The 23,644-nt window shown below is 49.3% G+C and carries 16 protein-coding genes and 2 riboswitches; of the genes, 6 read left to right on the top strand and 10 right to left on the bottom strand.

Features of this window, described 5'->3' with window-relative positions:
- Positions 1-93: 93 nt before the first annotated feature.
- Genes B160_RS0122105 through B160_RS0122095 form a run of 3 tightly spaced genes read right to left on the bottom strand, consistent with a single transcriptional unit; the run spans position 94 to position 3,111 of the window.
- Positions 94-1,395, bottom strand: a complete 1,302-nt coding sequence (locus B160_RS0122105; protein WP_018630126.1) for a lysine N(6)-hydroxylase/L-ornithine N(5)-oxygenase family protein — start codon at positions 1,393-1,395, stop codon at positions 94-96.
- The gene (locus B160_RS0122100; protein ID WP_018630125.1) at positions 1,382-2,446 is read right to left on the bottom strand and encodes a heparan-alpha-glucosaminide N-acetyltransferase domain-containing protein; all 1,065 of its coding nucleotides are present in this window, start codon (positions 2,444-2,446) and stop codon (positions 1,382-1,384) included. Before B160_RS0122100 ends, B160_RS0122105 begins: the two co-directional genes overlap by 14 nt.
- A 44-nt stretch (positions 2,447-2,490) precedes the next feature.
- Complete coding sequence (locus B160_RS0122095; protein WP_169540117.1) at positions 2,491-3,111, bottom strand: GNAT family N-acetyltransferase; 621 nt, start codon at positions 3,109-3,111, stop codon at positions 2,491-2,493.
- 91 nt (positions 3,112-3,202) lie between these two features.
- Between B160_RS0122095 and B160_RS0122090 the strand changes: the two genes are divergently transcribed.
- Positions 3,203-4,189: a helix-turn-helix domain-containing protein gene (locus B160_RS0122090; RefSeq protein ID WP_018630123.1), complete on the top strand. Its 987-nt coding sequence runs from the start codon at positions 3,203-3,205 to the stop codon at positions 4,187-4,189.
- Between the two features lie 248 nt (positions 4,190-4,437).
- Positions 4,438-4,869: a DUF6520 family protein gene (locus B160_RS0122085; RefSeq protein WP_157558177.1), complete on the top strand. Its 432-nt coding sequence runs from the start codon at positions 4,438-4,440 to the stop codon at positions 4,867-4,869.
- A 63-nt stretch (positions 4,870-4,932) separates the two neighbouring features.
- Here B160_RS0122085 and B160_RS29870 read toward each other — a convergent pair whose 3' ends face one another.
- From B160_RS29870 to B160_RS0122070, 3 genes are read right to left on the bottom strand one after another with little or no spacing between them, the layout of a single operon-like run.
- On the bottom strand, positions 4,933-6,318 hold the full coding sequence (locus B160_RS29870) for a RagB/SusD family nutrient uptake outer membrane protein (RefSeq protein WP_018630121.1): 1,386 nt from the start codon (positions 6,316-6,318) through the stop codon (positions 4,933-4,935).
- 17 nt (positions 6,319-6,335) lie between these two features.
- On the bottom strand, positions 6,336-9,557 hold the full coding sequence (locus tag B160_RS0122075; protein WP_018630120.1) for a SusC/RagA family TonB-linked outer membrane protein: 3,222 nt from the start codon (positions 9,555-9,557) through the stop codon (positions 6,336-6,338).
- Positions 9,558-9,564: 7 nt separating this feature from the next.
- A complete protein-coding gene (locus B160_RS0122070; protein WP_157558176.1) occupies positions 9,565-10,143 on the bottom strand; it encodes a TlpA family protein disulfide reductase in 579 nt (192 codons plus the stop codon).
- A 735-nt stretch (positions 10,144-10,878) separates the two neighbouring features.
- Here B160_RS0122070 and B160_RS0122065 point away from each other — a divergent pair.
- The 3 genes from B160_RS0122065 (at position 10,879) to B160_RS0122055 (ending at position 12,984) form a co-directional block, all read left to right on the top strand.
- Positions 10,879-11,115 carry a helix-turn-helix transcriptional regulator gene (locus tag B160_RS0122065; RefSeq protein WP_026309945.1) on the top strand — a complete coding sequence of 79 codons (237 nt, stop codon included), beginning with the start codon at positions 10,879-10,881 and terminating at the stop codon, positions 11,113-11,115.
- Between the two features lie 272 nt (positions 11,116-11,387).
- Positions 11,388-12,131, top strand: a complete 744-nt coding sequence (gene ubiE, locus B160_RS0122060; protein WP_018630117.1) for a bifunctional demethylmenaquinone methyltransferase/2-methoxy-6-polyprenyl-1,4-benzoquinol methylase UbiE — start codon at positions 11,388-11,390, stop codon at positions 12,129-12,131.
- A gap of 130 nt (positions 12,132-12,261) precedes the next feature.
- On the top strand, positions 12,262-12,984 hold the full coding sequence (locus tag B160_RS0122055; RefSeq protein ID WP_245562260.1) for an ABC transporter substrate-binding protein: 723 nt from the start codon (positions 12,262-12,264) through the stop codon (positions 12,982-12,984).
- A gap of 237 nt (positions 12,985-13,221) precedes the next feature.
- On the opposite strand, the gene B160_RS0122045 is transcribed toward B160_RS0122055, so the two are convergent.
- Together B160_RS0122045 and B160_RS0122040 are read right to left on the bottom strand one after the other, a co-directional pair.
- Complete coding sequence (locus B160_RS0122045; RefSeq protein ID WP_018630114.1) at positions 13,222-14,985, bottom strand: RagB/SusD family nutrient uptake outer membrane protein; 1,764 nt, start codon at positions 14,983-14,985, stop codon at positions 13,222-13,224.
- 18 nt (positions 14,986-15,003) lie between these two features.
- Complete coding sequence (locus tag B160_RS0122040; protein WP_018630113.1) at positions 15,004-18,273, bottom strand: SusC/RagA family TonB-linked outer membrane protein; 3,270 nt, start codon at positions 18,271-18,273, stop codon at positions 15,004-15,006.
- 630 nt (positions 18,274-18,903) lie between these two features.
- Positions 18,904-19,008, top strand: a riboswitch (SAM riboswitch).
- A 148-nt stretch (positions 19,009-19,156) separates the two neighbouring features.
- Between B160_RS0122040 and B160_RS29865 the strand changes: the two genes are divergently transcribed.
- Positions 19,157-20,323, top strand: a complete 1,167-nt coding sequence (locus B160_RS29865) for a trans-sulfuration enzyme family protein (RefSeq protein WP_040680317.1) — start codon at positions 19,157-19,159, stop codon at positions 20,321-20,323.
- A gap of 60 nt (positions 20,324-20,383) precedes the next feature.
- Here the strand turns inward: B160_RS29865 and B160_RS0122020 are convergent, their stop codons facing one another.
- Positions 20,384-21,337 (bottom strand): aldo/keto reductase, encoded by a 954-nt coding sequence (locus B160_RS0122020; protein WP_018630109.1) that lies wholly within the window; start codon positions 21,335-21,337, stop codon positions 20,384-20,386.
- 202 nt (positions 21,338-21,539) lie between these two features.
- Positions 21,540-23,144 (bottom strand): phosphoenolpyruvate carboxykinase (ATP), encoded by a 1,605-nt coding sequence (gene pckA / locus B160_RS0122010; RefSeq protein WP_018630107.1) that lies wholly within the window; start codon positions 23,142-23,144, stop codon positions 21,540-21,542.
- A gap of 287 nt (positions 23,145-23,431) precedes the next feature.
- Positions 23,432-23,539: riboswitch (SAM riboswitch) on the top strand.
- Positions 23,540-23,644 lie beyond the last annotated feature (105 nt).

The raw sequence follows: 23,644 nt of genomic DNA, 5'->3' as shown, positions 1-23,644 counted from the left end.
GATTGTTCCGGGGGATCAGTATGCGGCTTTTCAACCGGTGACAGTCAAACGGCAGAAGTCAGGCATCCCTTACTCCCGCCTCTTTCTTAAGGATCAGCATCGCGGTGCACCGAATTGCTGAAAAACAGTTTGTCCGTCTACCGGATAGCAGGCTGTTCCCAAAACCGTATTGATGATCACTGCATTCCTGTAAGGGCCAAGACCCAATTCAGGAGCGGTAAACCCATGGGTATGCATTTCTGCATTCTGCACAAACAAAGTGTCTTCTTCATCGATCGTGTAGTGCCGCGATATTTTAAAATTGCCGCATGTATTGTAGCGGATCCGGGTATTCAGTGGCTCCAGAAAGGAAGGTGTTATTGTTTGATATCCTGTAGCCAGGATCACGTGTTCTGCCTCCTGCTCAAACAACATCTCCTGTTCTTTATGGTAAAAGCACAGTAGCCAATGCCCTTGCTTCGCGGGATGTATCTCCTGTAATACCACATTGGTCATTAAAGTAACAGGGGCAGTAACTCCTTCCGTCATTTGCTCATACAACCGGTCGTAAATGGCATTGATCAGCTGATAGTTAATGCCTTTATATAAAGCATCCTGCCGCTGTATGGTAATGGGCTTTCGCGTTTCCGACAGGTTGTAGAAATGATCGATGTAAGCCGGTGTAGCCATTTCAAAGCTCAACTTTGTATGCTCCATTGCATAAAACCGATCTGACCGGGTCAGCCAGTACAACTCTTTTTCTTCTCCTGTGTGCGTCTGCAGCAGATCATAAAAGATCTCCGCTGCGCTTTGTCCCGATCCGACGACCGCAACCTGCTTCGAACACAAGATATCAGCACGGTGCTCCAGATAACGAGAAGAGTGCAGAAGCCGGGTACCTACAAAAGGTTTTGCAAAAGCAGGTATTGACGGTTGTGTTCCGATGCCAATGACGACATGCCGGGCATACGTAGTCTGAGTTACGCCGGTAACGGGATGCATACTCCTTACTGCATAACATTTTCTGTTGTCCTCATAAGTAATGCCTGTAACACAACAATTAAACCGAAGATTCGTGAGCTGGCTACATACCCAGCGACAATACCGGTTATATTCGCGCCGGGTGATCACATTGTTCTCATAAATGCCAAACTGCAATAAGCGCCCCTGTTTTCGCAGATAGTTTAAATAACTAAAGGCACTGCAAGGATCGGCAAGTGTTACCAGATCAGCCAGGTAAGATACCTGTAAAGTGCTGCCGGGCAACAGCATGCCGGTATGCCAATTGAACTCCGGCTTTTGCTCCAGAAACACGGTCTTCAATGATGTAACAGGCTGGCACAAGGCTGCCAGCCCCAGATTAAACGGACCCACGCCAATACCGGCTATATCATAGATCTCATTAGGCTTTCTCATAGGACTGCCGGATTTTTTTTGAAACCGTTAACGCAAAAAACAGGATGAGGAAGCTGGCACTGGTAGTGGCGCACAATGCCAGCACAGACGGGAAGGTTTGCAGGCGATTATATCCGAACAGGGGAAAGCACCAGAAAATAACGATCCATTGCAATATATACACAAGCAGAATATGGTCGCTAAGCCATTGCAATAAGTGAAACAAATAATTATCCGGTAGCTTTTTAGCCAGCACCTGAAACAGCCATACCCAGGCTAATGCCAAACCGATGTGAAACAAAGTACCTCCCCTGCCCAACCGGTAAAACTCAGCTTTCCAGTGTGCAGGTTCCGTAAGTGCCAGCGCATATCCGGCCAGCGTAAATCCAATTGCCAGAAAACACAGCAGTCTATTAAACGGCACGTTGCTGGTATTGAACAACAATGCTCCTGTGATCAATCCTGCCAGGGGATACAGGAGCCAGGGAAACAACGGGAAGAAGGTGTATGGCGGCGTTCCGTTAAGCAGCGCCAGTGGCATGGATAATATTCCGTTGCTATGCAGCTCCCAGGTAAAGGGTGCCACCAATAACACAACAAGAAAAATGACGCCATACCCGATAATACTTTTTATCAGTTTTTTCAACAGCGCACAACAGACATAGGCTATGGCTGCAAACTGAAGGATATCCCCGGTTAAAAATAGCCATGCCGGTGTTTTTTCATTTATGGGTAGCCCGTTATCTATCAGGAACTGCAGCGGGATCCAACCCATGCCATAGGGCACCAAAAACTTCAGGCTGTTCAGCAGGTATCCTGCCGCCAGCAACATGAGGAATCGTTTAAAAATGTATCCGAAAGGTTTCTCCCGGCCGAGGGCCAGAAACAGTCCCATCAGCAGCATGAACAATGGAGCACCTGAAGTTTCCGCCAGGAAACCCAGGATCATACCCAACGGCCCTTGTTTTACAGGCAGCATACTGTACAACAGTACAGTATGGATAGCGGGCATCACCAGCACTACAAACCCTCTGGCCAGGGAAAAGCCTTTTCGTTGATATTGCGTTAGCATACAGGTTTATTTTATATGGTTTAATAAATAATTTGGAATTTCCATCAACGTTCATCGCGTGCAATCATGTACAGGCGCGCCGTTTTGCCTTCAAGCGGCAAGGTTTTTATATACCGGAACCCGGCTTTTTCGGCAAGCCGGCAGGCATTGACATTCCGTTCATCCGGCTCGGCAACAATACGCGCCACAGATGCAAAATCAAACAGCATCTGTTGTACCGCTTTTAGCACCCATACAGAAAGCCCGTCAATATCCTTATCTACTGCCGCTTTTATTTCACGATAAGGAGCCATCAATAAATGAATACCATAATCGTTAGCCGTAAAGCCGGCCAAGCCGGCCAGTTCCGACAGCAGCACCGGATAAGCTTCTATTAGCGCCACCGGAATTCCGGAAACGCAGGCGAAAAACAGTTGCAGTTGTCCCGCTTCTATTCTTGGATTGTAAAACTCGTAAAGTGTTTTAAGCGTGCAACCCTGCATTCCCCAAAACCGATGCGCATGCGGATGATTCGCCCATCGATGCAGTACCGCCAGGTCCTTGCGTAATGCCACCTGCCGGATGCCTAATTCAAGATGATCCCCGCTCAGTTGTTCCCGGTAAAGGAATAGGGCATCCGACTCCGGGAAAATGTCACTTTTAAAATTTTTATTGGTTTTATTCATATTTGTTTTTATTTTTATATAAGTCGTTGTTGCGATTTTACCGGATATCATATACCAGGGAAACGATATCATAACCAAACACTTTAGCTTTATGAACAACCTGTTTGACATCACCTCGTCCGACAACGATGCCTTCTTTTGGTCCGGGCCCCTGCCCCACCTGCATCAATCGCTTATTCTCCCTTCCATGACCAGTCTGGCATTATCCGGAGGCTGGGGGCACATGCTGTTCCAACACAAACAAATGGAGGACTTTGAGATCTGGTACAGCACCTACCATGTAAAACAGCGACGAAAGTTTAAGGTCAGGGCCGGCACAGCTGTTATTGAATTCAGCTTTCTTATACACAATAGCATTGTGCAACGGGTACACACGCTGTACGACAATTGGGTGGAGGAAACGCAATTCAATATTTTTTATCTTCCATATATTGAGGACCAGGTGCTATTCGAACCCGGTCTTCAGTACACCACACTTGACATTCATTGTACCACAGCTTTTTTACAGCGGCTGGAGCCTTACTACCCGGAGATTATAAAACCGTTTCTGGATGCCATTGCTGCCGGCCGCATTCCCGCACAAATATTTCCGCATCATATGTTTGCCACCCAGGAAATGGTAGATCTGGCAAGCCGGATCTTACGACTTTTGCAGGTGCCGGTAGTAAATGGATCCGCACTGGAGCTGGCCGTAAAGCTGCTGCTCTGCGCCGCATTGGCCTGCAAAACAGATCTTCAATTAGGCGGTCGCATTGTTTCATTAAGCAGAATCAGCCAGATCAATCGTGTTAGCACATTGCTGCTCAAGGATCTTACAGAAGAGCCGGATTTCCGGGTACTGTCGCAGCAGGCCGGCATGAACGAGACCTACCTGAAAAAGCTTTTCACGAAGCGGTTTGATAAGCCGCCCTACCGTTACTGGCAGGAGCACCGGATGAATGAGGCCTTTACCCGGGTAGCTTACACCAATGAATCGCTTACGGATATTGCACTGGACATGGGTTTTTCTGCACTTTCCAACTTTTCAAAGGCTTTTAAAAAGCACTACGACTTTAACCCCAGCCATCTTCGTAAATAAAAAACACGATTGGATAACAATACCGCTGCCGTTGCAACTCATCTTTGAGATGAAAAAATCAAAGAACTAACATGCTGCGATGAATCTTGTAGCAGCCCCCAACAGGCGGTGCCGAACACCTGCAGAAAATAGTAGGCAACATCCTCAAACCCATCAACTGCATAATCAAATGCAGAAACAAAGGGCTTTTATATACTGCGCAGTAAAACAAGCCACATTATTTTTTTAATTACTTAAATTCAAATTTTATGACAACTACAAAAAGTCTCCGGACTCTAAAATTCATTTTGCCGTTGCTGGCGCTGGTATTCACTATTGGTATCGCATCCGCTTTTACCAAAAAACAACCTGCTGCAAAACCACTTACGATGACTACCTTAAATTTCAAATATCAATTAACCGGCTATAGCCAAACACAGGTGGAAGCCCGGAGCAACTGGGAGCTGATTGAACCGGAAGAAGCTTGCGAACAGGAACAGGATGACGCAGCATGCTCTTTTGCTATCGAAGTTCCAGAAGCCGATCAGGCACTTTACTTGAGCAGCACCCATCCTTCGTCCCGGGTATTGATTGAAGCATCACCCAGTACCAACGGTATCACGAACTACGTTTCAGGTCTAAAAGACAGTACCACAGGTAGTTCATTTTCCGCTTCTTCAATTGAAAATATCAGGTACTAATACCTGAGCACCAGACAGAACCGGCAATTTCCTATGAATTGCCGGTTTCGTTTTCTCACGGCTCTATTCATTTTGCGGCATACCAGTAATGTCGATGATATCTGTTGGCAACGGTAGTGCGTAATAACTGGAGTTGGGCTCCAGGCGGTAATGTTGCCCTTCCACCACTTTTTCCAGCACAATATTCCGGCCCTCCTTATTCAGCCGCTTAATGTCGGACCAGCGGATCCCCCTCCATATCAACTCCTTCCTGCGCTCTTCCAATATCATGTTCAGCGCTGCATCAGCTGTGGAAGCGGTAACTTCGATAAATCCGCTTTTTTCATAACGCTTCGCCAGTAAGGTATTGAGATCTGTCAATGCTCCCTGCAATCCTTCGACACCTCTGCGCGCACTGCACTCGGCTCTTATTAAATACATTTCATCCGTCGCCAACCCCGTAAAAGGAACACTCGCCTTTGAATAGCTACCCCTGAAACGGTAATAATCACCGGATTTCAAGAAATAGGCTTTCTTTCGCAGGTCAGCCTCTGCATATTTATCATACAGAACCGTATCTACTTTGGATCGCGTGGAAAGCACCAGGCCGTACACACCGCCAATCATCATTTCTGTATAAAAAACAGTCTCCCTATTAAATTTTTTAAATGGATAAGTCGTCTTGAATGTACCCAGGTCAGGATCGCGATTAAAATCGATCAGGTCATTTTTTATCTTCAGGCAGCGGTCAGCATATTTATAGGCGCTGTCATAGCGGCGCATGGACAAAAAAGTGCGGGCCAGCAATGCATAAGCGGCTGCTTTTGACGGGCGGAACGCATGCTCCGGATGATCCGGCAGGTAATACGCCGCTTCCCGTGTATCGTTAACAACCTGCTGGTAACATTCGGCAACACTGGCCCGCCGGGAAGGTTCATTAAAGTCATAGCTAAGTCTTAATGCAATCCCCAGGTCTGCAGAAGCCGCAGCCTCATCATAAGCCTTTGCATAGACCCATAAGAGCTGCTGGAAATAGTACGAGCGAAAAAACAGGGCGCTTCCATATACATTGCCCCACCTTGCGGCATTGGTCGCATTCTGCTCCTGTTTTTTTAGCAGTTCCAGGCAATAGTTTGCAATATAAACCGGTGTGTAAGCCTTCGACCAATCGTTCTCAAACGTATAATCATACCGCTGCCATGTATAAAAGGCCCTTTCTATCGGAGAGCAAGTCTTATAATAATCCGCCGTCAAAAAATAATTATCTGCTGCCGCCTCCCCCGACGCAGGGGTTTTGGTTTGGTTCATTAGTCCGGCATTATCCAGCAATGCCTGCAGGTCGGCGACCGTTTGCGGAACAACGATTGCGTTGGAAGTTTTCTTATCCAGAAATTTTGCGCAACCCGTCATCCCTAGGAGAACAGCACTTCCTGTAAAAATTACCATAAAAAAATATAATTGGTTTTTCATAAAAATCGTTTTTAGTGTTAAAAATCAACATTAACTCCCACCGTGTATTGCCGGGCAGCAGGATCACCATAAGGCGCGTCGGGGTCCAGTTTGTATTTATTAGCCCGCCATAAGATCCACAGGTTGGCCGCATTTGCATAAATCCGCAGTACAGTGCCTGTTTTATTTTTCAATCTTGCTTCATAAGCCAGGTTCACATAGTTTAGACGTATATGATCACCCCGTACGACATTGGGCTCTGCATTCATATAAAATCCATCCCGTTCGTTAAACTGGAGGTAATCGGTATATACGAATGCCGGTACGGTTGTATGCGCCTCATCCCCCGGCTGCTGCCAGCGCAGGGCATAATCCGCACGCCCCATACCCCCCATGATCACCTCGGCAGAAGTAAATGTGCCTTTCTTAAAATAATAACCGGCCTTATACATCAGATTGAACGAAAGCTGTAGCTGTCGCCATTCCAGGAAGTTCGTTACAGAGCCAAAATGAAGCGGTACGGTAGATCCGACATATTTCAGGCCACCGCTTTGCAGCCCCTTTGCTGCTGCTGCACTGTAAATTGCCTTATAATCTGTGCTCAGTTTCCCATCCAGGTAACCCTGCGGGTCGCCCTTTGCATCCAGCCCGCCCCATCTATAAGCAGTAAGCGAGTAAAGCGGCCGGCCGATAACGGGATTTATCCTGTTCCCATCGTCATTTGCAGTATAAAAGTCTTTTGCCTGATCGGAATAGTACCGTGTCGTCTTACTGGTGTTGTAATTATAGATCCAAATGGTTTTCCACTTTACTTTCCCGTTCAGGTTTTTGGTCGTAATGGACACATCCACTCCATGCCCCTTCATATCCGCCACGTTCTTTACAATATAACGGCTCAGTCCCCAGGTCGTATAGTCCAGCGGAGACGGGCCATAAAGATTGGTCCCTTTTTTCTGATAATATTCCAGTGAACCGCTTACGACATCCTGCTCCAATCTAAAATCAATACCGAAGTTGGTCTGTCCTGACTTTTCCCATCGCAGGGAAGGATTATTCAGGCTGCTGATCCGCTGTACCATGAAACCGGTAGTTGGATCATTGCCTACACCGGATATAGGCAGCGGTGTTTTGCGGGTATCCAGGTTACCGCTATACCCATATGTAACCCTAAGTTTTAAATAGGGCAGCGCTGATACTTTATAAAACGATTCCCCGGAGAGCAGCCATCCGATACCCGAAGACCAAAGAGGGTTCCATTTATCATTCGTCTTTAATCCGAACACATTAGCGGCATCCTTCCGGAAACTCCCACTGAGCGTATATCTTCTTGCGAATGTATAGGAGCCGTTTGCATAGGTGCTTACAAATCGGGTGATATAATAAGCGGTAACACCCTCGCGACTGGGTATGCGCTCCGGGCTGCCGGTAATATAATTGGGAAAAGCTGCCGTGTAGTTCACCCGCACCTGCGACAACGGATCTTCCTGGTAGCCATATATGGTAAGCGCATCCCCCGATTCAGTCAGCGCTTCACGCATTTCACTACCGAATATGGCTGTAATGCTGTGCTGCCCCCAATGCTGCGAGAAGTTGAGCTGCCCCCGAAGATTTTTTGTAATAAGGGCGCCGTTTGCCAGATCAAGTATTGCACCCTGGGGCACGTTATACACCGGCGGCAGTGCCGGGTTTGCAGGCAGGCTGGTAAACCGGTTTATAAGATCCCGTGTATAAAAACTGACCGTATCGGCAAGCGCTCTGCTTTTTGACCATTGTTTCTGATATTGATAGTCTACATTAAAAGAAAGGCCTTTGTAGATCTTATAATCCACCGACGCACGCAGTATCATATCCTGCACCACTCTGGTGGTATTGTTGTGCTCGTACTCCTCCAGCGGGTAATAATCCCAGCTTTGCAGGCGTCCACCCCCTGCCGTATCTGTGTAGCCCCGCCGGTATTGATCAATGGGTATGGATTGACCGTTATCATCCATAAAACGCAGGTAGGGCACATGACGCCTGTTAATGCTGGTGACCGAGTTGAAGCTCGGCAAGCCTCCCTTCGAACTGCTGTTGGTATAATAGGCCGTTAAGGCCACCTCAAGGTTCTTTACCGGCCGTATGCGGTTGTCGAGATGCACATTTATTTTATCGAAAAGCGAGCGGTCGGCACCTACCACATGGTTATAATTGCCTGCCAGCCGCCATGAAAACTGGCCGCTGCCGCCGCTTACGCTTAGGGAATGTTGTTGTGTAAGACCCGTGCGCTGAAAGTACCGGGCATATTGTTCCCGGCTGTCGTACTGCTTCAACGCTTCGATCTGCGTCGCCGCTTCTGCATCACTCAGCTTTCCTTCCCGCCGTTTTACCAGCACTTCTACCAGGGGTGATAAGGCCGGACGGGTGGCAGTGTTGTCGATCGTTTCATTAAAATACCCCTTATCAAACAATCCTTGCTCCAATGTTATGTAATCCGCTACCGGCATTTGTTTTGCAGAATACAGGTCCACCGGACGGGTAAACAGGTAACTACTGTTCAGATTAATCCGCAGGCGGTCATTATACTTGCCTCGCTTGGTGGTGATCACAATAACCCCATTGCCTGCGCGGGCGCCCCAGATACTGGCAGCCGCTGCATCTTTCAGGATGGTAACACTTTCCACATCATTGGGATTGATATTGTCGATATTTTCCTCATATGGAAAATTATCCAGGATGATCAGCGGAGCCAGTGGGCCGTTTATGGTACTAAGCCCCCGTATGGAGATGTCGTTGTTTCCCCCTTCCGCGCCTACCTTACCACTGTTAAAAACAAGGCCATTTGTAATGCCCTTTAGTCGTTGCAGAATATTGGTGCCCGTTTGCTCGTTCAGCATTTTATTGTCAATAACCGTTACGGACCCGTTTATTTCATTGGGCTTTAGTTTTTGATAGCCGGTATTTACAAACACCTGTTCCATTTCCTCTTCACGCTCCGTTAATGCAGCCAATACCACCTGCCCCGGATGGGCTATCACTACCGTTTGGGTTATATAGCCGATATGGGTAAAGCGCAGACTATCCGGAAATGATTTCAGCTTTATACTAAAGTGCCCGCTCCCATTCGTTTTGGCTGTTGCACCCGTAGCCAAAGAACGGACGGTCGCTCCCCTTACAGGATCTTTGGTTCGGTCACTGATCAATGAGCCTGTCACCGGCGCCTGTGCGCACAGGTGTAGCGCAGCCATGCAAACGGCTGCTGCCAGTACAATATGTTTCTTCATGGTCTTTTTAGTTTTTGGTTCTTTTACTATCGCGTTTTTTATAGCCCCGATGTTCCACATCCGCAAGCATGGTTTTCATATACGCAGCTACAACATCCGGAGTAACAAAAGTAGCAGAGGTCTGTGCCAGCAGCACGCCATCGGGCGCCACCCAGGCATAATGAGGATTATAGCGCCGACGGATGTATTTGCGTAACAGCGAGTCTTTTGTTATGATCGGAATATTCAGCTTTTGGCCATTGGCCATTTCCCAATTAGCAATGGTGTTCTTAACGGCAATACTATCTTCAGACGTCACCAGTACGATCTGCAACTGGTTATTATATTGCTGTTGCAAGATATTAAGCTTCTTAAAAGCCCGTATACAGGGAATACAGGTAGTGTTCCAGAAATCCAGTAACACGAGCCTGGTATAATCCTGCTGAAAACCCGATAGGGTTGCTGTATTCGCCGTATGATTGATAATATTGTGAAACGTAATATTGGGTAAGCGCTCGCCTACCAGCAACGGTGATCGGGTGTTTTGTTGAGCGGTTAGCGCCAGGCAAAACAATGCCATAACGCCGAGGAGCGTCGTTCTTTTCATATTACAAGTGTTTAAGAAGTAAAGCAATATTGTTTAGGTTATTCACCGGGCAGCGTATACGGGTGAATACTTTTGCAGTATTTTTTGCCGGATAAGCCGGGGGGTATGGGAGGCTTAGCATGAGAAAACCGCCTCCCGCCCGGCTATAATATTACACCGGGTTTTTGGGTTTGCAGGCAAGCCTGGCATTGTACAGAGCATGGTGCGGACCTCCTGAATTGCAAGCGCCAGCTTGTAAACAGACATTGTGTAAAAGCAGTTTACTCATCTCATAAAAGTTAGATGAGTCTCTAAAAAAAGGGGCTGAAACCTACCCGCTTTTGCCCACAGGCCCTGACAAGGCCCACCACCCGAAAATGGCTTCAGCACAAAAAACGTAAGTAGGCCCAACCCCTTATATGGGAAGTTGGGCGCTTTAACTTACTCTCGTGCTGAAATTGTCAGGTTCGTGGGACGAGACTCGTTAAGGCGCTTTCTACTATTAGAAGCGCAAATCTATTTCCATTTTTTCAAACCAGAAAATTGAATAACAAATCCATTACGGCTGATTCATCTTTCGGCCAAATAGCATTTTATTCAAATCTTCTGGAACCAAAAATAAAAATAAATAATAATAATTCCAAAAGAATTATAAATAATTCTTATAGGATCTTATATAAATCCTATTGATTCTTTTTAGTAAAAAATATTCAAAATACACTTGATTATCTTCGATATTCTACAATGATTGAGGGTATGGAGGGGAAAAGTTTCAACAGGATAAAAGCGGTTCTGGCAGAGCAAAAAACGACCCAGAAAGAATTGGCTATAGCCCTGGGTGTTGCGGAGGGTACCGTATCCACATGGTGCCGCAACTTTAAGCAGCCGGAAATACAAACCCTTTTTAAAATAGCCTGGCACCTCAAAATAGAAGCATACACATTGATCAGCCCCATGGAAGCTGCAGGCCTCATCATTAAACCGGCCAAATAGAGCATACAGAAGCGGTGCGCCCAATAGCAGCCACTAATGCAAACCTCCGCCTGTAACCCGCCATACACCTCCTTACGCTTTAAACAATCCCCTAAAAACGACACTGGAATGTAATAAAACACCCCTGCCGGGTGCCGGCAGCAGCATAGCCCCCGGCGCGGATCGGTGGCCGCTACAGGCCGGCCGGCGCCCGTTTAAAACGGGAAAAAGCGGGTACCCGGCCGCAAAATCCCCCGCGCATCACTGTTCAATTCTTGCTACCTTTGCGGTTTATGACAGAATTTTCGCACGACCATATCATTCCGTTTAAAGAATCCGGAAAATCAAAAAAAGAACAGGTAGCCGAAATGTTTGACCGCATTGCGCCCCGGTACGACCTTACCAACCGCGTACTCTCTGGCCGCACGGATGTGGCCTGGCGCAAAAAGGCCATCCGGATGCTCAAAAAATACGAGCCGCAGCTGCTGCTGGACATTGCCACCGGAACCGGCGACCTGGCCCTGCGGGCCTGCAAAATGCTGGAGCCGCAGCACGTTACGGGCGTGGACATCTCTGCCCAGATGCTGGAAGTGGGGCGGCAAAAAATTGCCAGAGAAGGCCTGAGCGATAAAATAACACTGGAACAGGGCGACTCCGAAAACCTGCAGTTTGAAAACAACCGGTTTGATGCAGCGATGGCGGCCTTTGGCGTGCGCAATTTTGAGCACCTGGAAAAAGGGCTATCGGAAATGCACCGTGTGCTGAAGCCCGGCGGTCAGTTGCTGATCATCGAATTCTCCAGGCCCCGCCCGGGGATCTTTAAGGGGCTGTACCAGCTTTACATGAATGTGGTTGCGCCACAGATCGCCGGTTTTTTAAAACAGAACAAGGAAGCCTATCAATACCTGAATCAATCGGCCAGGGCATTTCCGGAGCGCAGGGATTTTACTGCGATCCTTGAAAAAACAGGCTTTTCCAATGCCCGGTACCGTACCCTTACCTTTGGCATCTGCTGTGTTTATACCGCGGAGAAATAAATCTGTTTCCGATTTGATGCTCACATTCGCATTCTCAAATTTTAACCAGCTTAAACAAATTCAAACCAGCTCAAAGAAGGCATGCACCTTATGAAACGCAGGGCATTGAATGTTCAACAAAAACGGAAACGTGAAAATCGTATCGCTCGTCCCCTCTGTTACAGAACTTTTGTACACCCTGGGCCTGGAACAGGAAGTGGCCGGCATTACTAAATTCTGTGTACATCCGCAAACATGGTTCCGGACCAAAACAAGGATCGGCGGCACCAAAACCCTGAACCCCGAAAAGATCGCCGCCCTCCGGCCGGACCTGGTCATTGCCAATAAGGAAGAAAACGTAAAAGAGCAGGTAGAAGCACTGCAGGAACGGTTTCCGGTGCTGGTTACGGATGTGAACAGCTACCGGGGCGCGCTTGATATGATCCATACCATTGGTGCCGCTACCCAACGCACTGCGGAAGCAACAGCCTTGATATCCGCTATAGAAAAGGAATTTGCTGCGCTTAAAAACCCCGCGCAAAAAACAGCGGCCTATTTTATCTGGAAAGACCCGTGGATGACGGCCGGCGGGGATACATTCATCAGCGACATGATGAGCAGGGCCGGGTTCAAAAATCTTTATGCCGCCCGGAACCGGTACCCAACGGTACACCTGGACGAGCTGCGGGCCCTTTGCCCGGAATACCTCCTGCTTGCTTCAGAACCCTACCCCTTTAGCGAAAAGCACCGGGCAGCGCTGCAGCGCCTTTTCCCCGGTGTAAAGATCCTGCTGGTGGACGGCGAATTGTTCAGCTGGTACGGCAGCAGGATGCTGGAAGCCCCGGCCGGTTTCCTTAGGCTAAAAGAAGGCTGACGCAGGGTTTTGTACACCGGCAGATTGTACCTTAATCATTTTATGTTCCGGCCCGTAACCGGGGCCATTCTTCGTGCTTTAAAGCTACAGCCCAGGAGAAAAACGGCGGCCGGGTCTTCCTGTTTTTGAAAGACACCCGCGGTATGGTTGCCGGACCATTAGGAGCAGCGGCCCGCGGCCGGTAAAATACCGCAGGCAGGACCCCGCCCATGCCGGTGCGCCCCGCCTGCGGGCTGATCAATGCAGGGTAGGATCAAAAGATCCGCCCCAATCTTTGTTCTGTTCCAGCTTTGTGGTCTTATTAATGATGCTTTGGGCAATCGGATAAAAATAATACTTCTCCGGAACGATGTTCTTCTGTACGCCCGTTTGCGGCACCTGTACCACGGAGTATTTAAAATTGTTTTCCGAAAGACTGAAGGTACCGGCCTGCTGCTGTGCCTGCAGTATCGGCATTTCCGTTCCGTCCGTTTTAATGGCAATGGCTTCTACACCGCTCTTGGTCTTTTGATCCAGCAAGCTGAACATCCGCCAGCGGCGCAGATCATTGAAGCGATGCCCTTCAAAACACAACTCGATATTGCGCTCGTTCATGACCGCCTGCCGTACCTGCTCCCTTGAAACGGCCGTGATGCCATAGGTACCGCCCGCACCCGGCTCAATGCCGGCTCTTTTCCGGATCTCCCGCAGCAGCACCAGCGCGTCGGCCGTATGGCCCGCTTCATTGGCGGCTTCTGCATAATTCAGCATTACTTCCGCAAAACGCATGAGTACAAAATCAATATCATATTGCTGTACATTGGGCTGGGTCAGGTTCAGGTTACAGTTCTTGAGGATAAAAAAGCCGGTATAGGTATTGTTGTTGGTCGATTTATCTCCTACATTGGGATTCACACCAAAGTTATCATTTGCCGAGGCGATGCCCACACTGGTATATTGTTTATACCCTTTGGGAGTGCCCGCTACAGGAAATAGCCGGGCATTCCAGAGAATGGATTTTTCAAAACGGGGATCCCGGTTCTTCCAGTACGACTGCAAAAAGGCTGCATCCGATTGGTAATAGGCGCCCGTGGGATCATTGTACAGCTTACCGTCCTTCATAGGGAAGGCTTTTACAAATTCCCAGGTGGGGCATGCGGAAGCATTGCCCCGGCTCAGCGAGCCTGGCCTGGCCCCAAAATCCCAGTTGGCCGTTTTGCCCGGAAACTTATTGATGACGGGGAATACGATCTCCGAGTTCTTTTCAGCCAGTGCAATTTTTCCATAATCTTCGATCAGGCCATACCCCTGGCTCTTCAGACTTTCGTATGCCTTTTTATTCTCCGTATAGGCATCGGCCCGGTAGGCGTTGTTCCAGGGATTGGAGGGATTGAACTGCGGCGATGCTTTATACAGGAGTACCCTGGCTTTGAATGCCTGTGCAAAATTTCCATCGATATGTCCCCAGTCGGTAGAAGTAACTTCGATCTTTTGCGGCAGCAATGCAATGGCCTGGTCCAGGTCCTCAATAATAAAATCAAAACACTCCTTTGTGGAATTACGCGGCAGGTCCAGGTCGTCCTGGTACCGGTCCAGCGGCGCTTTAACGATCGGCACGCCGCCATATTCCTTTACCATTGAAAAATACGTGTACGCCCGCATAAAATACGCCTGGGCCAGGATGCCCTCTTTTTCTGCCTGGCTCAGTGTTCCGGCCTGTACATCCCGGATGGCCAGGTTGGCCAGCCGTACATTGGCATAGTCCCAGAAACCGGTAGAAGCGCCGGTTACCGTAATGGCATCCTCCCCAAAGGGGATACCGGAAAGCTGCTCACTGTTGCGGTCTGCCGATACACTCCAGTTCCCGAATTTATTATAAAGGTTGGCCACAAAAGCATTGGCCTGCTGGGGATCGTTCCAGACCTCCTGCGGCTGGTAGTTGTTCACATCCTCAATATCCAGCACTTTAGAGCAACGGGTGCACAAAATAAAGATGCATAAAAAAACAAATAGCTGTTTCATTTGAATACTGGTTTAAATTTAAAAGGTAAGGTTCAATCCGGCGGTAAGGGTGCGCATCACCGGGTAAGAATCATAGTTCTTCTGCTCGGGATCCTGGAACTCCTTCAGCTTTGAAATAGCGAAGAGGTTGGTTCCGTTTACAAATACCTGGGCATTCGTCAGCTTCAGCCCGTTGATCCAGCGGGCAGGAAGCGCATAGGCGATGTTGAGGTTCTTCAGGCGCATATAGGCTCCGTTGCGGATCCAGAAAGTAGAGCCGTCGCTGCCGGATTCCAGCCAGTTCTGCCCCACCACACGCGGGTATTTGGCGTCCGGCTTCTCGGGGGTCCATACATCGCTGGCCCAGATGGGATAGTACACGCGGAAATTGCCGCCCCACTGGCGGATGCCGGGCCCGTCCTGGTTGCTGATCATTACATCATAGGAGGTCACTCCCTGGAAATGTGCATCCAGCGAAAGACCTTTCCAGGATACATTGAAACCAAAACCATAATTGATCCTCGGTTTCCCGTTCTTGCTCAATAGCTGTACATCGTTACCGTCGATCCTTCCGTCGGCCCCGGGTGTGTAGCCATCGCCTCTTACATCTTCATAGACAATCGCTCCCATATACGGTTTGCGTCCATAATAGTTGTATCTTTTTTCCATCAGCTCATCCAGCTGTTCCTGCGTACGTACGATGCCCAGTGCTTTAAAGCCATAGATGCGATCCTCCGGCTGGCCGATGCGGGTGCGGAAATGCTCCACACCATCCGGGCCGTAGGCCACCGGCTCATCCAGCACATCCCAACGGTCCCGGGCATACCCCATATTGGCATATACCGCGTACGAGATCTCCTTCCCGGCCTGGTCGCTCCATTGCACATCAAACTCTGCTCCTTTAAAAGAACGCACCGCATAATTTTCCGGCGCCGGCGTGGTACCATACACATCCGGTATGGCCACCACCCGCGAGGCCAGGATGTCCTTCATCCGGTTGGTAAAGAAATCCAGTCTTCCGGAAAGCCGGTTGCTCAGCGTGGCAAAGTCCAGGCCGATGTTCTGATTCTCCACGGTGGCCCAGGTCAAACCGGGCACCGGCACCGGGCTGGGGCGGATGGTTTTATACAGGCGATCTCCAAATACATAGGGCGTACTGTTCTGGTACGTCTCATTATACAGGAATCCATCGATGACCTGCGGATCTGCAATATTGGAATAGTTGAGATCATTTCCGGTAGTACCATAGGACGCTCTTATCTTGAGCTCGTTCATGAAAGCTACGTGGTCTTTAAAAAACGATTCCTGCGAAAGCCGCCAGGCCAGCGATACAGAGGGGTAAGCGCCCCATTTGTGCCCTTTGGCAAAAGCGCTGTTGCCATCGTACCGGAGCGATACTTCCGCAATGTACCGGTTGGCATAGTTATAGTTCAGCCGGCCGATCCATGATTGAGCAGCCCCCAGGCCTTCCAGCCCGTCTGCAAACCGGTCCGCGGGATCTGCGGAATATGGAAAGAACTGATCGATATTGGCGATGGGGTTGTAAGCCGTGGCGATCGACCGGTAAAAATGTTCCTGCCGCTGCTCGAACACCGCAAGGGCATCGATGGCATGTTTTCCAAAGCTGCGGTTATAGGTAAGGAATGCGTTGAACTGGTACTTCCAGCCATTATCCTGCCGGTAGCGTAAAAAGGGCGCCTGCTGGCTGAAGTTAAACGTGTTCGTTTTGTTAGGATCCGGCGGCCCCGGTACAAACCGGTTCTGCGGATCGCCCTGTATGAACACATAATTTTTCTGGAAGGTCATATACCATTTCCGCAAAAAATCGTTGGCTTCGTAGTTACCCACGATCTTGGCGGCCAGCCCGGGGGTTACCTTATGCAGGTTGATGTCCAGCGTTGCGATCGTATTCAGCTGTCGTTTCCGGGTCTTTATATACCGGTCGCCCATTACCTGGTCGATCACGCTCCAGGCCTGCCAGCTGCCCATGGGCGTTTGAACGGGGTAATCCGTTATATGATCCGCCGGTGTGCCGTCTGCGTTGGTATAAAACGGGTACAGCTTGGGCCAGTTAAAGGTTACGCGGTAAAAATCCGATACATCATAATCATCATCCGGCGAGAACGGCCAGTAGAATTTATCCGAATTCTGCTGCCCCGCTGCAATATTCATGTTCAGCTTGATGTCATCCGTGATCTTTGCCGTAATGTTCGAACGCAGGTTGAATTTTTTATACCCCAGGTTCTCATAAGAACCGTTTTCTCCGGTATAGCTGATCATATTATAATAATTCAGCTTTTCGCTTCCCCCGGAGATATCGAGCAGGTATTTTTGCACGGCAGGATTGCGCCATACCCAGTCGTTTACATTATAGTTCTTATCCTTAAAATAATTGAACTCGGTTTCGCCATTGGGCAGCGGATCGTTCTTTTTGTTATACTCGTTATTGAAGGCCACCACCCGGTTCTGATAGATCAGTTCATCCGTGGCCGTGGTAAGATCGCTCAGCAGTGTGCTTGTGGGTGTGGATCTGGAAAAGGAGGTCTGAAAATGCAATGCGGGCTTTTGGGCGGTTCCTTTTTTTGTTGTAACCACCACCACACCGTTGCCCGCCCTGGAACCGTATATAGAAGCCGTAGCCGCATCCTTCAATACACTCATCTGGTCGATCTCATTCGGATCCAGCGCATCAAACTCGGCCTTGCCTTTGATCACCCCGTCAATCACATACAACGGCTCGCCGTTGGCCCCGCGGATGCGGATGGTGGAACTGGCGCCTGAAAGACCGGAAGTGTTGGTTACCGTTACCCCCGGAGCGCGGCCCGCCAGGGTATTGGACATATTTGCCGCCGGTATATCCGTAAGTTTTTTTGTGCTGATGCTGGTAACGGCCCCCGTTAAGTTAGAACGTTTCTGCTTTCCGTAACCCACTACAACCACTTCGTCCAATGCGGCAGTGGTGGCAGAAAGCCGGATCTGCAGCGTGGCTTCATTCCCAACGGTCATCTCCTGCGGCTGATAGCCGATGGCGGTTATTTCCAGTACTTCACCCGGGGATACATTGATCCTGAAAGAGCCGTCCGTTGCCGTGGCAACCGCAAGGGAGCGGCCTTTGATCTTAACGGTGGCACCGGCCACAGGATTGCCGGCGGAGTCGGTTACCTTCCCCTCAACAGGTGCTGCCTGCATCAACAGCGGAAGGTGATTGTCTGCAACAGGCGTTGCTGCCTGCAGGGTGCTTAGTTTTAACAACAGGCAACACAGCAGCACAGGGAAGCCTGTAAAACACTTCTGAAATCTTGTTTGCATAAGCGCTCATGATTTTAGCCCGCCTGACCAGACGGGCAGGTTTAAAGAATGCGATACATTTTGAAACAGTAAAAAAGAAGGGAATACTGGCAATAAACGGGCATAACGCTGCTGTGTAAACAGTGACGTCTTTACATTCTCAGGTATTTCTTTCTGCATTCCCGGACATTCCTTTTTTACCGCGGAAGGGGAAATACTACGTTTGTTGTTTGGGGGTCATAGTAGGTTCGAGGGGGTTTATTAAAGAATAGAGAATAGCAGGACAAATGTTATTGAAAAAAATACATAAACAAAATTTTTTTCAGTATTTTTTAAAATAAAAACAACGAAAGCGTATTATTTATACAATAAACCGGGCTCTTTATTAAAAAAATATACAAACAAAACAACCCGATAGCACTCCGCCTCAGGTAGAACAATGCTGAAGCGCCGATTTTCCGGTCCTGCCCTCATTGATAATGGAAAAAGGGGCAGGATTCGCCCTTCGGCGGAAAAGATTTTTATTCGCCGGGTTATTATTTCTTTACAACGTGCATGAGCTCCCGACCCATGGATATTTTTATTGCCCGGAAAAAAAAATTTGGCAATCCCGGCAAATAGTTTCTACTTTTGCCGCAGTTCTTGAAAGTATTCTTATCCAGAAAGACCGAGGGACTTGACCCAATGACGTCTTGGCAACCTCCGCCCCCGCGCGGGAAGGTGCCACCTTCAACCACACTTGTGGAAAGATAAGTTAGTAAAAGCCTTTTCATTTATTTACAAAATAGTTGAATGCGCTTCTGACTTGTCGGGAGCGTATTTTTTTTTGCGCCCCGGCATCTTTGCTGTACGTCGTTCCGGATGGATTTTTTCAGGTGTATTCTTCACTATTAAAAACAAAAAAATGAAAGAGCAAACAAAGATCCTGCACAGCATTCCGGCAGATGAGCTGACCGGCGCCCTCTCCACCCCCATTTATCAAACTTCCACTTTTGTACAGGAAGCGCCCGGTGTGCACCGCGGCTACGATTACTCCCGCACCAACAACCCCACGCGCGCTGCCCTGGAGCGGCTGATTGCAACACTGGAAGGAGGCAGCAACGGCTATGCCTTTGCCAGCGGCCTTGCCGCCATTGATGCCGTGGTGAAGCTATTGACCGCCGGAGATGAGATCCTTGCAGTGGAGGATATTTACGGTGGCGCTTTTCGCCTGTTTACGCAGGTATATCAAAAATTCGGGATCCGGGTACAGTATGCCGATACAACAGACGTTGCGCAGGTAGCAAAAGCCATCACCCCAAAAACAAAACTGATCTGGATCGAAACGCCTACCAACCCTACCTTAAAGATCTCCGATATCCGGGCTATTGCCACCATTGCCAAAGCGCATGATATCCTGCTTTGCGTAGACAATACCTTTGCATCGCCCGCCGCACAAAAGCCGTTGGAGCTGGGGGCCGACCTGGTGGTGCACAGCGCTACCAAATACCTTGCGGGGCACAGCGATGTGATCGCCGGACTGGTGATTACTCAGAACCCCGCGCTTGGTGACCAGATCAAATTTATTCAGAATGCTTCGGGCGCCATACTGGCCCCTTTTGACAGCTGGCTTACCATCCGGGGCATTGAAACGCTTCCGCTGCGCGTTGCCCAACATTCAAAAAGCGCGCAGGCTGTGGCCGAATTCTTAAAAACACAGGAACTGGTCCGGAACGTTTATTATCCCGGGCTCGCCAGCCATCACAATCATGCCATTGCAAAGCAGCAGCAAAGCTACTTCGGTGGTGTTGTCAGCTTCGACCTCCAGATCGATGAAAAAGACATCGCTGCAAGGCTGGTAAGATCCACCCGCTATTTTCAGCTGGCGGAAAGTCTTGGAGGCGTAAAAAGCCTGCTCTGCTTACCCAGCGAAATGACCCATAAATCCATTCCCGCTGCGGTCCGCCACCACTCAGGCGTTTCCGACAGCCTGATACGGCTTTCCGTGGGCCTGGAAGACACAGAAGACCTGATCGATGATCTGAAAAGAGCCCTGCGCATTACTGCCGGGTGGCTTACAACCGCACAATAGCAACGCGATCTGGAGATCCATAGACCTGTTAGGTTTTAAAAACCTGGCAGGTCTATCCCGTTAATACGCGCTGGCCGCATCAAGCGTTGCCAGCGCATCGGCTGAAAGCTGCAGGCGCACGGCACCGGTCATACTTTGCATCTGACCAATACTGGTGGCGCTCACAACAGGCGCCGTTACGGAAGGCCGTGCCAGCAGCCAGGCCAGGGCCACGGTTGCCGGGGTGGTATGATATTCCTGTGCTGCTTCGTCGAGGGCTGCCAGGATCTTTTTTCCCCGTTCATCCAGCATCTTTTTTACACCGGCGCCCCGGGCGCTTTTTGCAAGATCCTTTTCATTGCGGTATTTTCCGGTTAAAAAACCGCTGGCCAGCGAATAGTAGGTGATCACGCCCAATCCATGGGCCACCGCTATAGGCTCGTATTGCGTTTCGTACTGTTGCCGGTGATACAGGTTATATTCCGGCTGCAGGGTCTGGTACACCGGCCAAGCATGGGCTGCCGATGCTTCCAGCGATGCATCCAGGCGCTGCGGCGATAAATTGGAGGCGCCGATCCAGCGTACCTTTCCCGTTTTGATCAGCGCGTCGTAAGCTTCCAGCGTTTCTTCTACCGGTACCGATTCATTGTCAAAATGGGTCTGGTAAAGATCGATCGTCTCTATCTGCAGGCGCCTTAACGAGTGTTCCACCTCCTTCAGGATATATGCCTTTGAGGTATCCGGCTGGGGCTGACCGGGCATAGGGCCGCCCACTTTTGTGGCAATCATCACCTCATTCCGCTTACCGGTTTTCCGGAGCCAGTTACCAATAATGGTTTCCGATTCGCCGCCCTTGTTGCCTGGTGCCCAGTACGCATATTGATTCGCCGTATCGATCATGTTAAACCCGTCACCTACAAAATGGTCGAGCAGTGCAAACGAAGCCGGCTCATCCACCGTCCAGCCAAACACATTGCCGCCAAAAACAACCGGAGCGATCTGCAGATCCGTATGTCCCAGTGTTGTCTTATTCATATTTTAGTTTTATGCATTAAAACAATCCGGGCAGGATATTGTTCGGGTACATCCGCCCGGGCCATGCCCGCTCCGGGTTTTCCGCGATCGTTTTTACCGGTCTTTTCAGGCAGCCGCGTTTGGCCCCTTCTCCAGCAAGGCAAGCCCAAGAAAAAGCCACCGTTACGGTGGCCCCTTCATAAAACAAACACAAAGGAATTATTCAGACCTTTGGCCCTGCGGCTTTTACTTCCTCAGCAACCATGCCTGCATAGTTTTTGAAATTTTCTGAAAACTGCAGGGCCAGTTTTTTCGCCTGCAGTTCATATGCTTCGGGATCTTCCCAGGTCTGACGCGGTATCAATATTTTTGGATTGACGTCCGGGCAGCTGTCGGGGATCATCAGATCAAATACCGGGTCCCGGTGATAGGGCACAGGATCCAGGCTGCCGTTCAGCGCGGCCCGTATCATTGCCCGGGAGTCCGAAAGCCGGATCCGCGATCCGGTTCCGTATGCACCGCCGGTCCAGCCGGTATTGACCATCCACACGTTCACACCGTGTTTAGCGATCCGGTCTCCCAGCATTGCCGCATAGCGGCCCGGGTGCAGGGGTATAAAGGGCGCTCCAAAGCAGGCGCTGAACGTAGCCCGGGGCTCGGTAACCCCCGTTTCCGTTCCGGCCACTTTTGCAGTATAGCCACTGATAAAATAGTAAAGTGCCTGCTCCCGGGTCAGCCGGCTTATAGGGGGCAGCACGCCGTAAGCATCACAGGTCAGAAAGAATATATTCCCCGGAGTGCCTCCGGTTTCTTCCGGAACAATATTTTCTACAAAATAAATGGGATAGGCCACCCGGGTATTTTCTGTAATGGATGCATCATTGAAATTGATCTGGTCGGTTCCGGGATAAAAGGTAACATTCTCCACAAGCGCGCCTTTCCTTACCGCATGATAAATTTCCGGTTCTTTTTCTTCCGAGAGGCCGATGCATTTTGCATAACATCCACCTTCAAAATTAAAGATCCGGCTATCGTCCCAACCGTGTTCATCATCCCCGATCAGCTTCCGTCCGGGGTCGGTGCTCAGGGTCGTTTTGCCGGTGCCGCTCAGGCCAAAGAACAAAGCCGTATCGCCGTTCCCGCCTACGTTTGCAGAGCAGTGCATGCTCAGGACATTGTGTATCTCGGGCAGCAGGTAGTTCAATATAGAAAAGATCCCCTTTTTAATTTCACCGGTATAGCTGCTGCCCGCGATCAGGATCATTTTATGCTTCATGCTGACCACCGTTGCATTTCCCTGCCGTACGCCACAACGTTCCGGATCCAGCTGCAGCCCCGGCGCGGAAAGAATATGCCAGCCGGGCTCAAACGATTCCAACGCTTCTTCTGAAGGACGCAAAAAAAGATGATGGGCAAAGAGGTTCATCCAGGGCAGTTCATTCACAATACGGATATTCAGGCCGTATTCCGGTGCGGCGCAGGCATAGGCATCGCGCACCCACAGCTCTTTCCGGGTATTTAAATAGTCCCGCACATCTTCCAGTATCCGGTCAAAATATCTTTCTTCGATGGGATGGTTAAAATGCCCCCAGTCAACGGTCTTTTCCGTAAGCTCGTCCCTGACAATAAATTTATCCCCGGGCGACCTCCCGGTGAAGGTTCCTGTAGAAATTACCAGCGCGCCCGTATCGTTCAGCCGGCCCTGGCCGTTCATCAATGTGTCTTCAACCAGTTCTTCAGAAGACAGTTGGTAATGGATCCGGTTGTTCAAATTCAGCCCCGCAGCCCTCAGCTGTTTTTCCGGGATCTCCAATGGCTTTGTAAGCATATTGCGTTTAAACTTTGTTGAAGCAGCAAAAATATAATTTGAAAAAATCTAAAAAAAATATATTTTAAGCCGTTTTAATTTGAAATTTTAAAATTATCGACGATAGGCAAGAGAACAAAATTCAAAGAACAATTTAAAAACTAACAATTGTTCATGAAAAATACTGATGTACAGTCAATTAGGCCGGAGATCACTGTATCGCTTTTTTCTTTCCCCATAGTTTCCTAACTTTGCGCCGTCCTATTGCAGGACAAATAAGTTCTTTTATCATCCCGCCGTTGACGGGAACCTTATCAAGAAAGGCAGAGGGTTTGGCCCTGTGAAGCCTTGGCAACCTGTTATAAGGATAACAAGGTGCCAATTCCAGCTCCCGCAAGGCGGGAGGAAGATAAGTCGGATCAGTAGTATATTAAAACTTAATAGAACAGCTCATCTGGTTTATCCGGTGGGCTTTTTTTATGCGCCGGCGATCCGCTGCCATTAATTTTTTTTGAATATGA

Origin of the sequence: Niabella aurantiaca DSM 17617 (genome assembly GCF_000374125.1) — a bacterium.
GTDB lineage: Bacteria > Bacteroidota > Bacteroidia > Chitinophagales > Chitinophagaceae > Niabella > Niabella aurantiaca.
The sequence above is the reverse complement of the archived record's forward strand: the minus strand, read 5'-3'. Positions and strand labels throughout refer to the sequence as shown.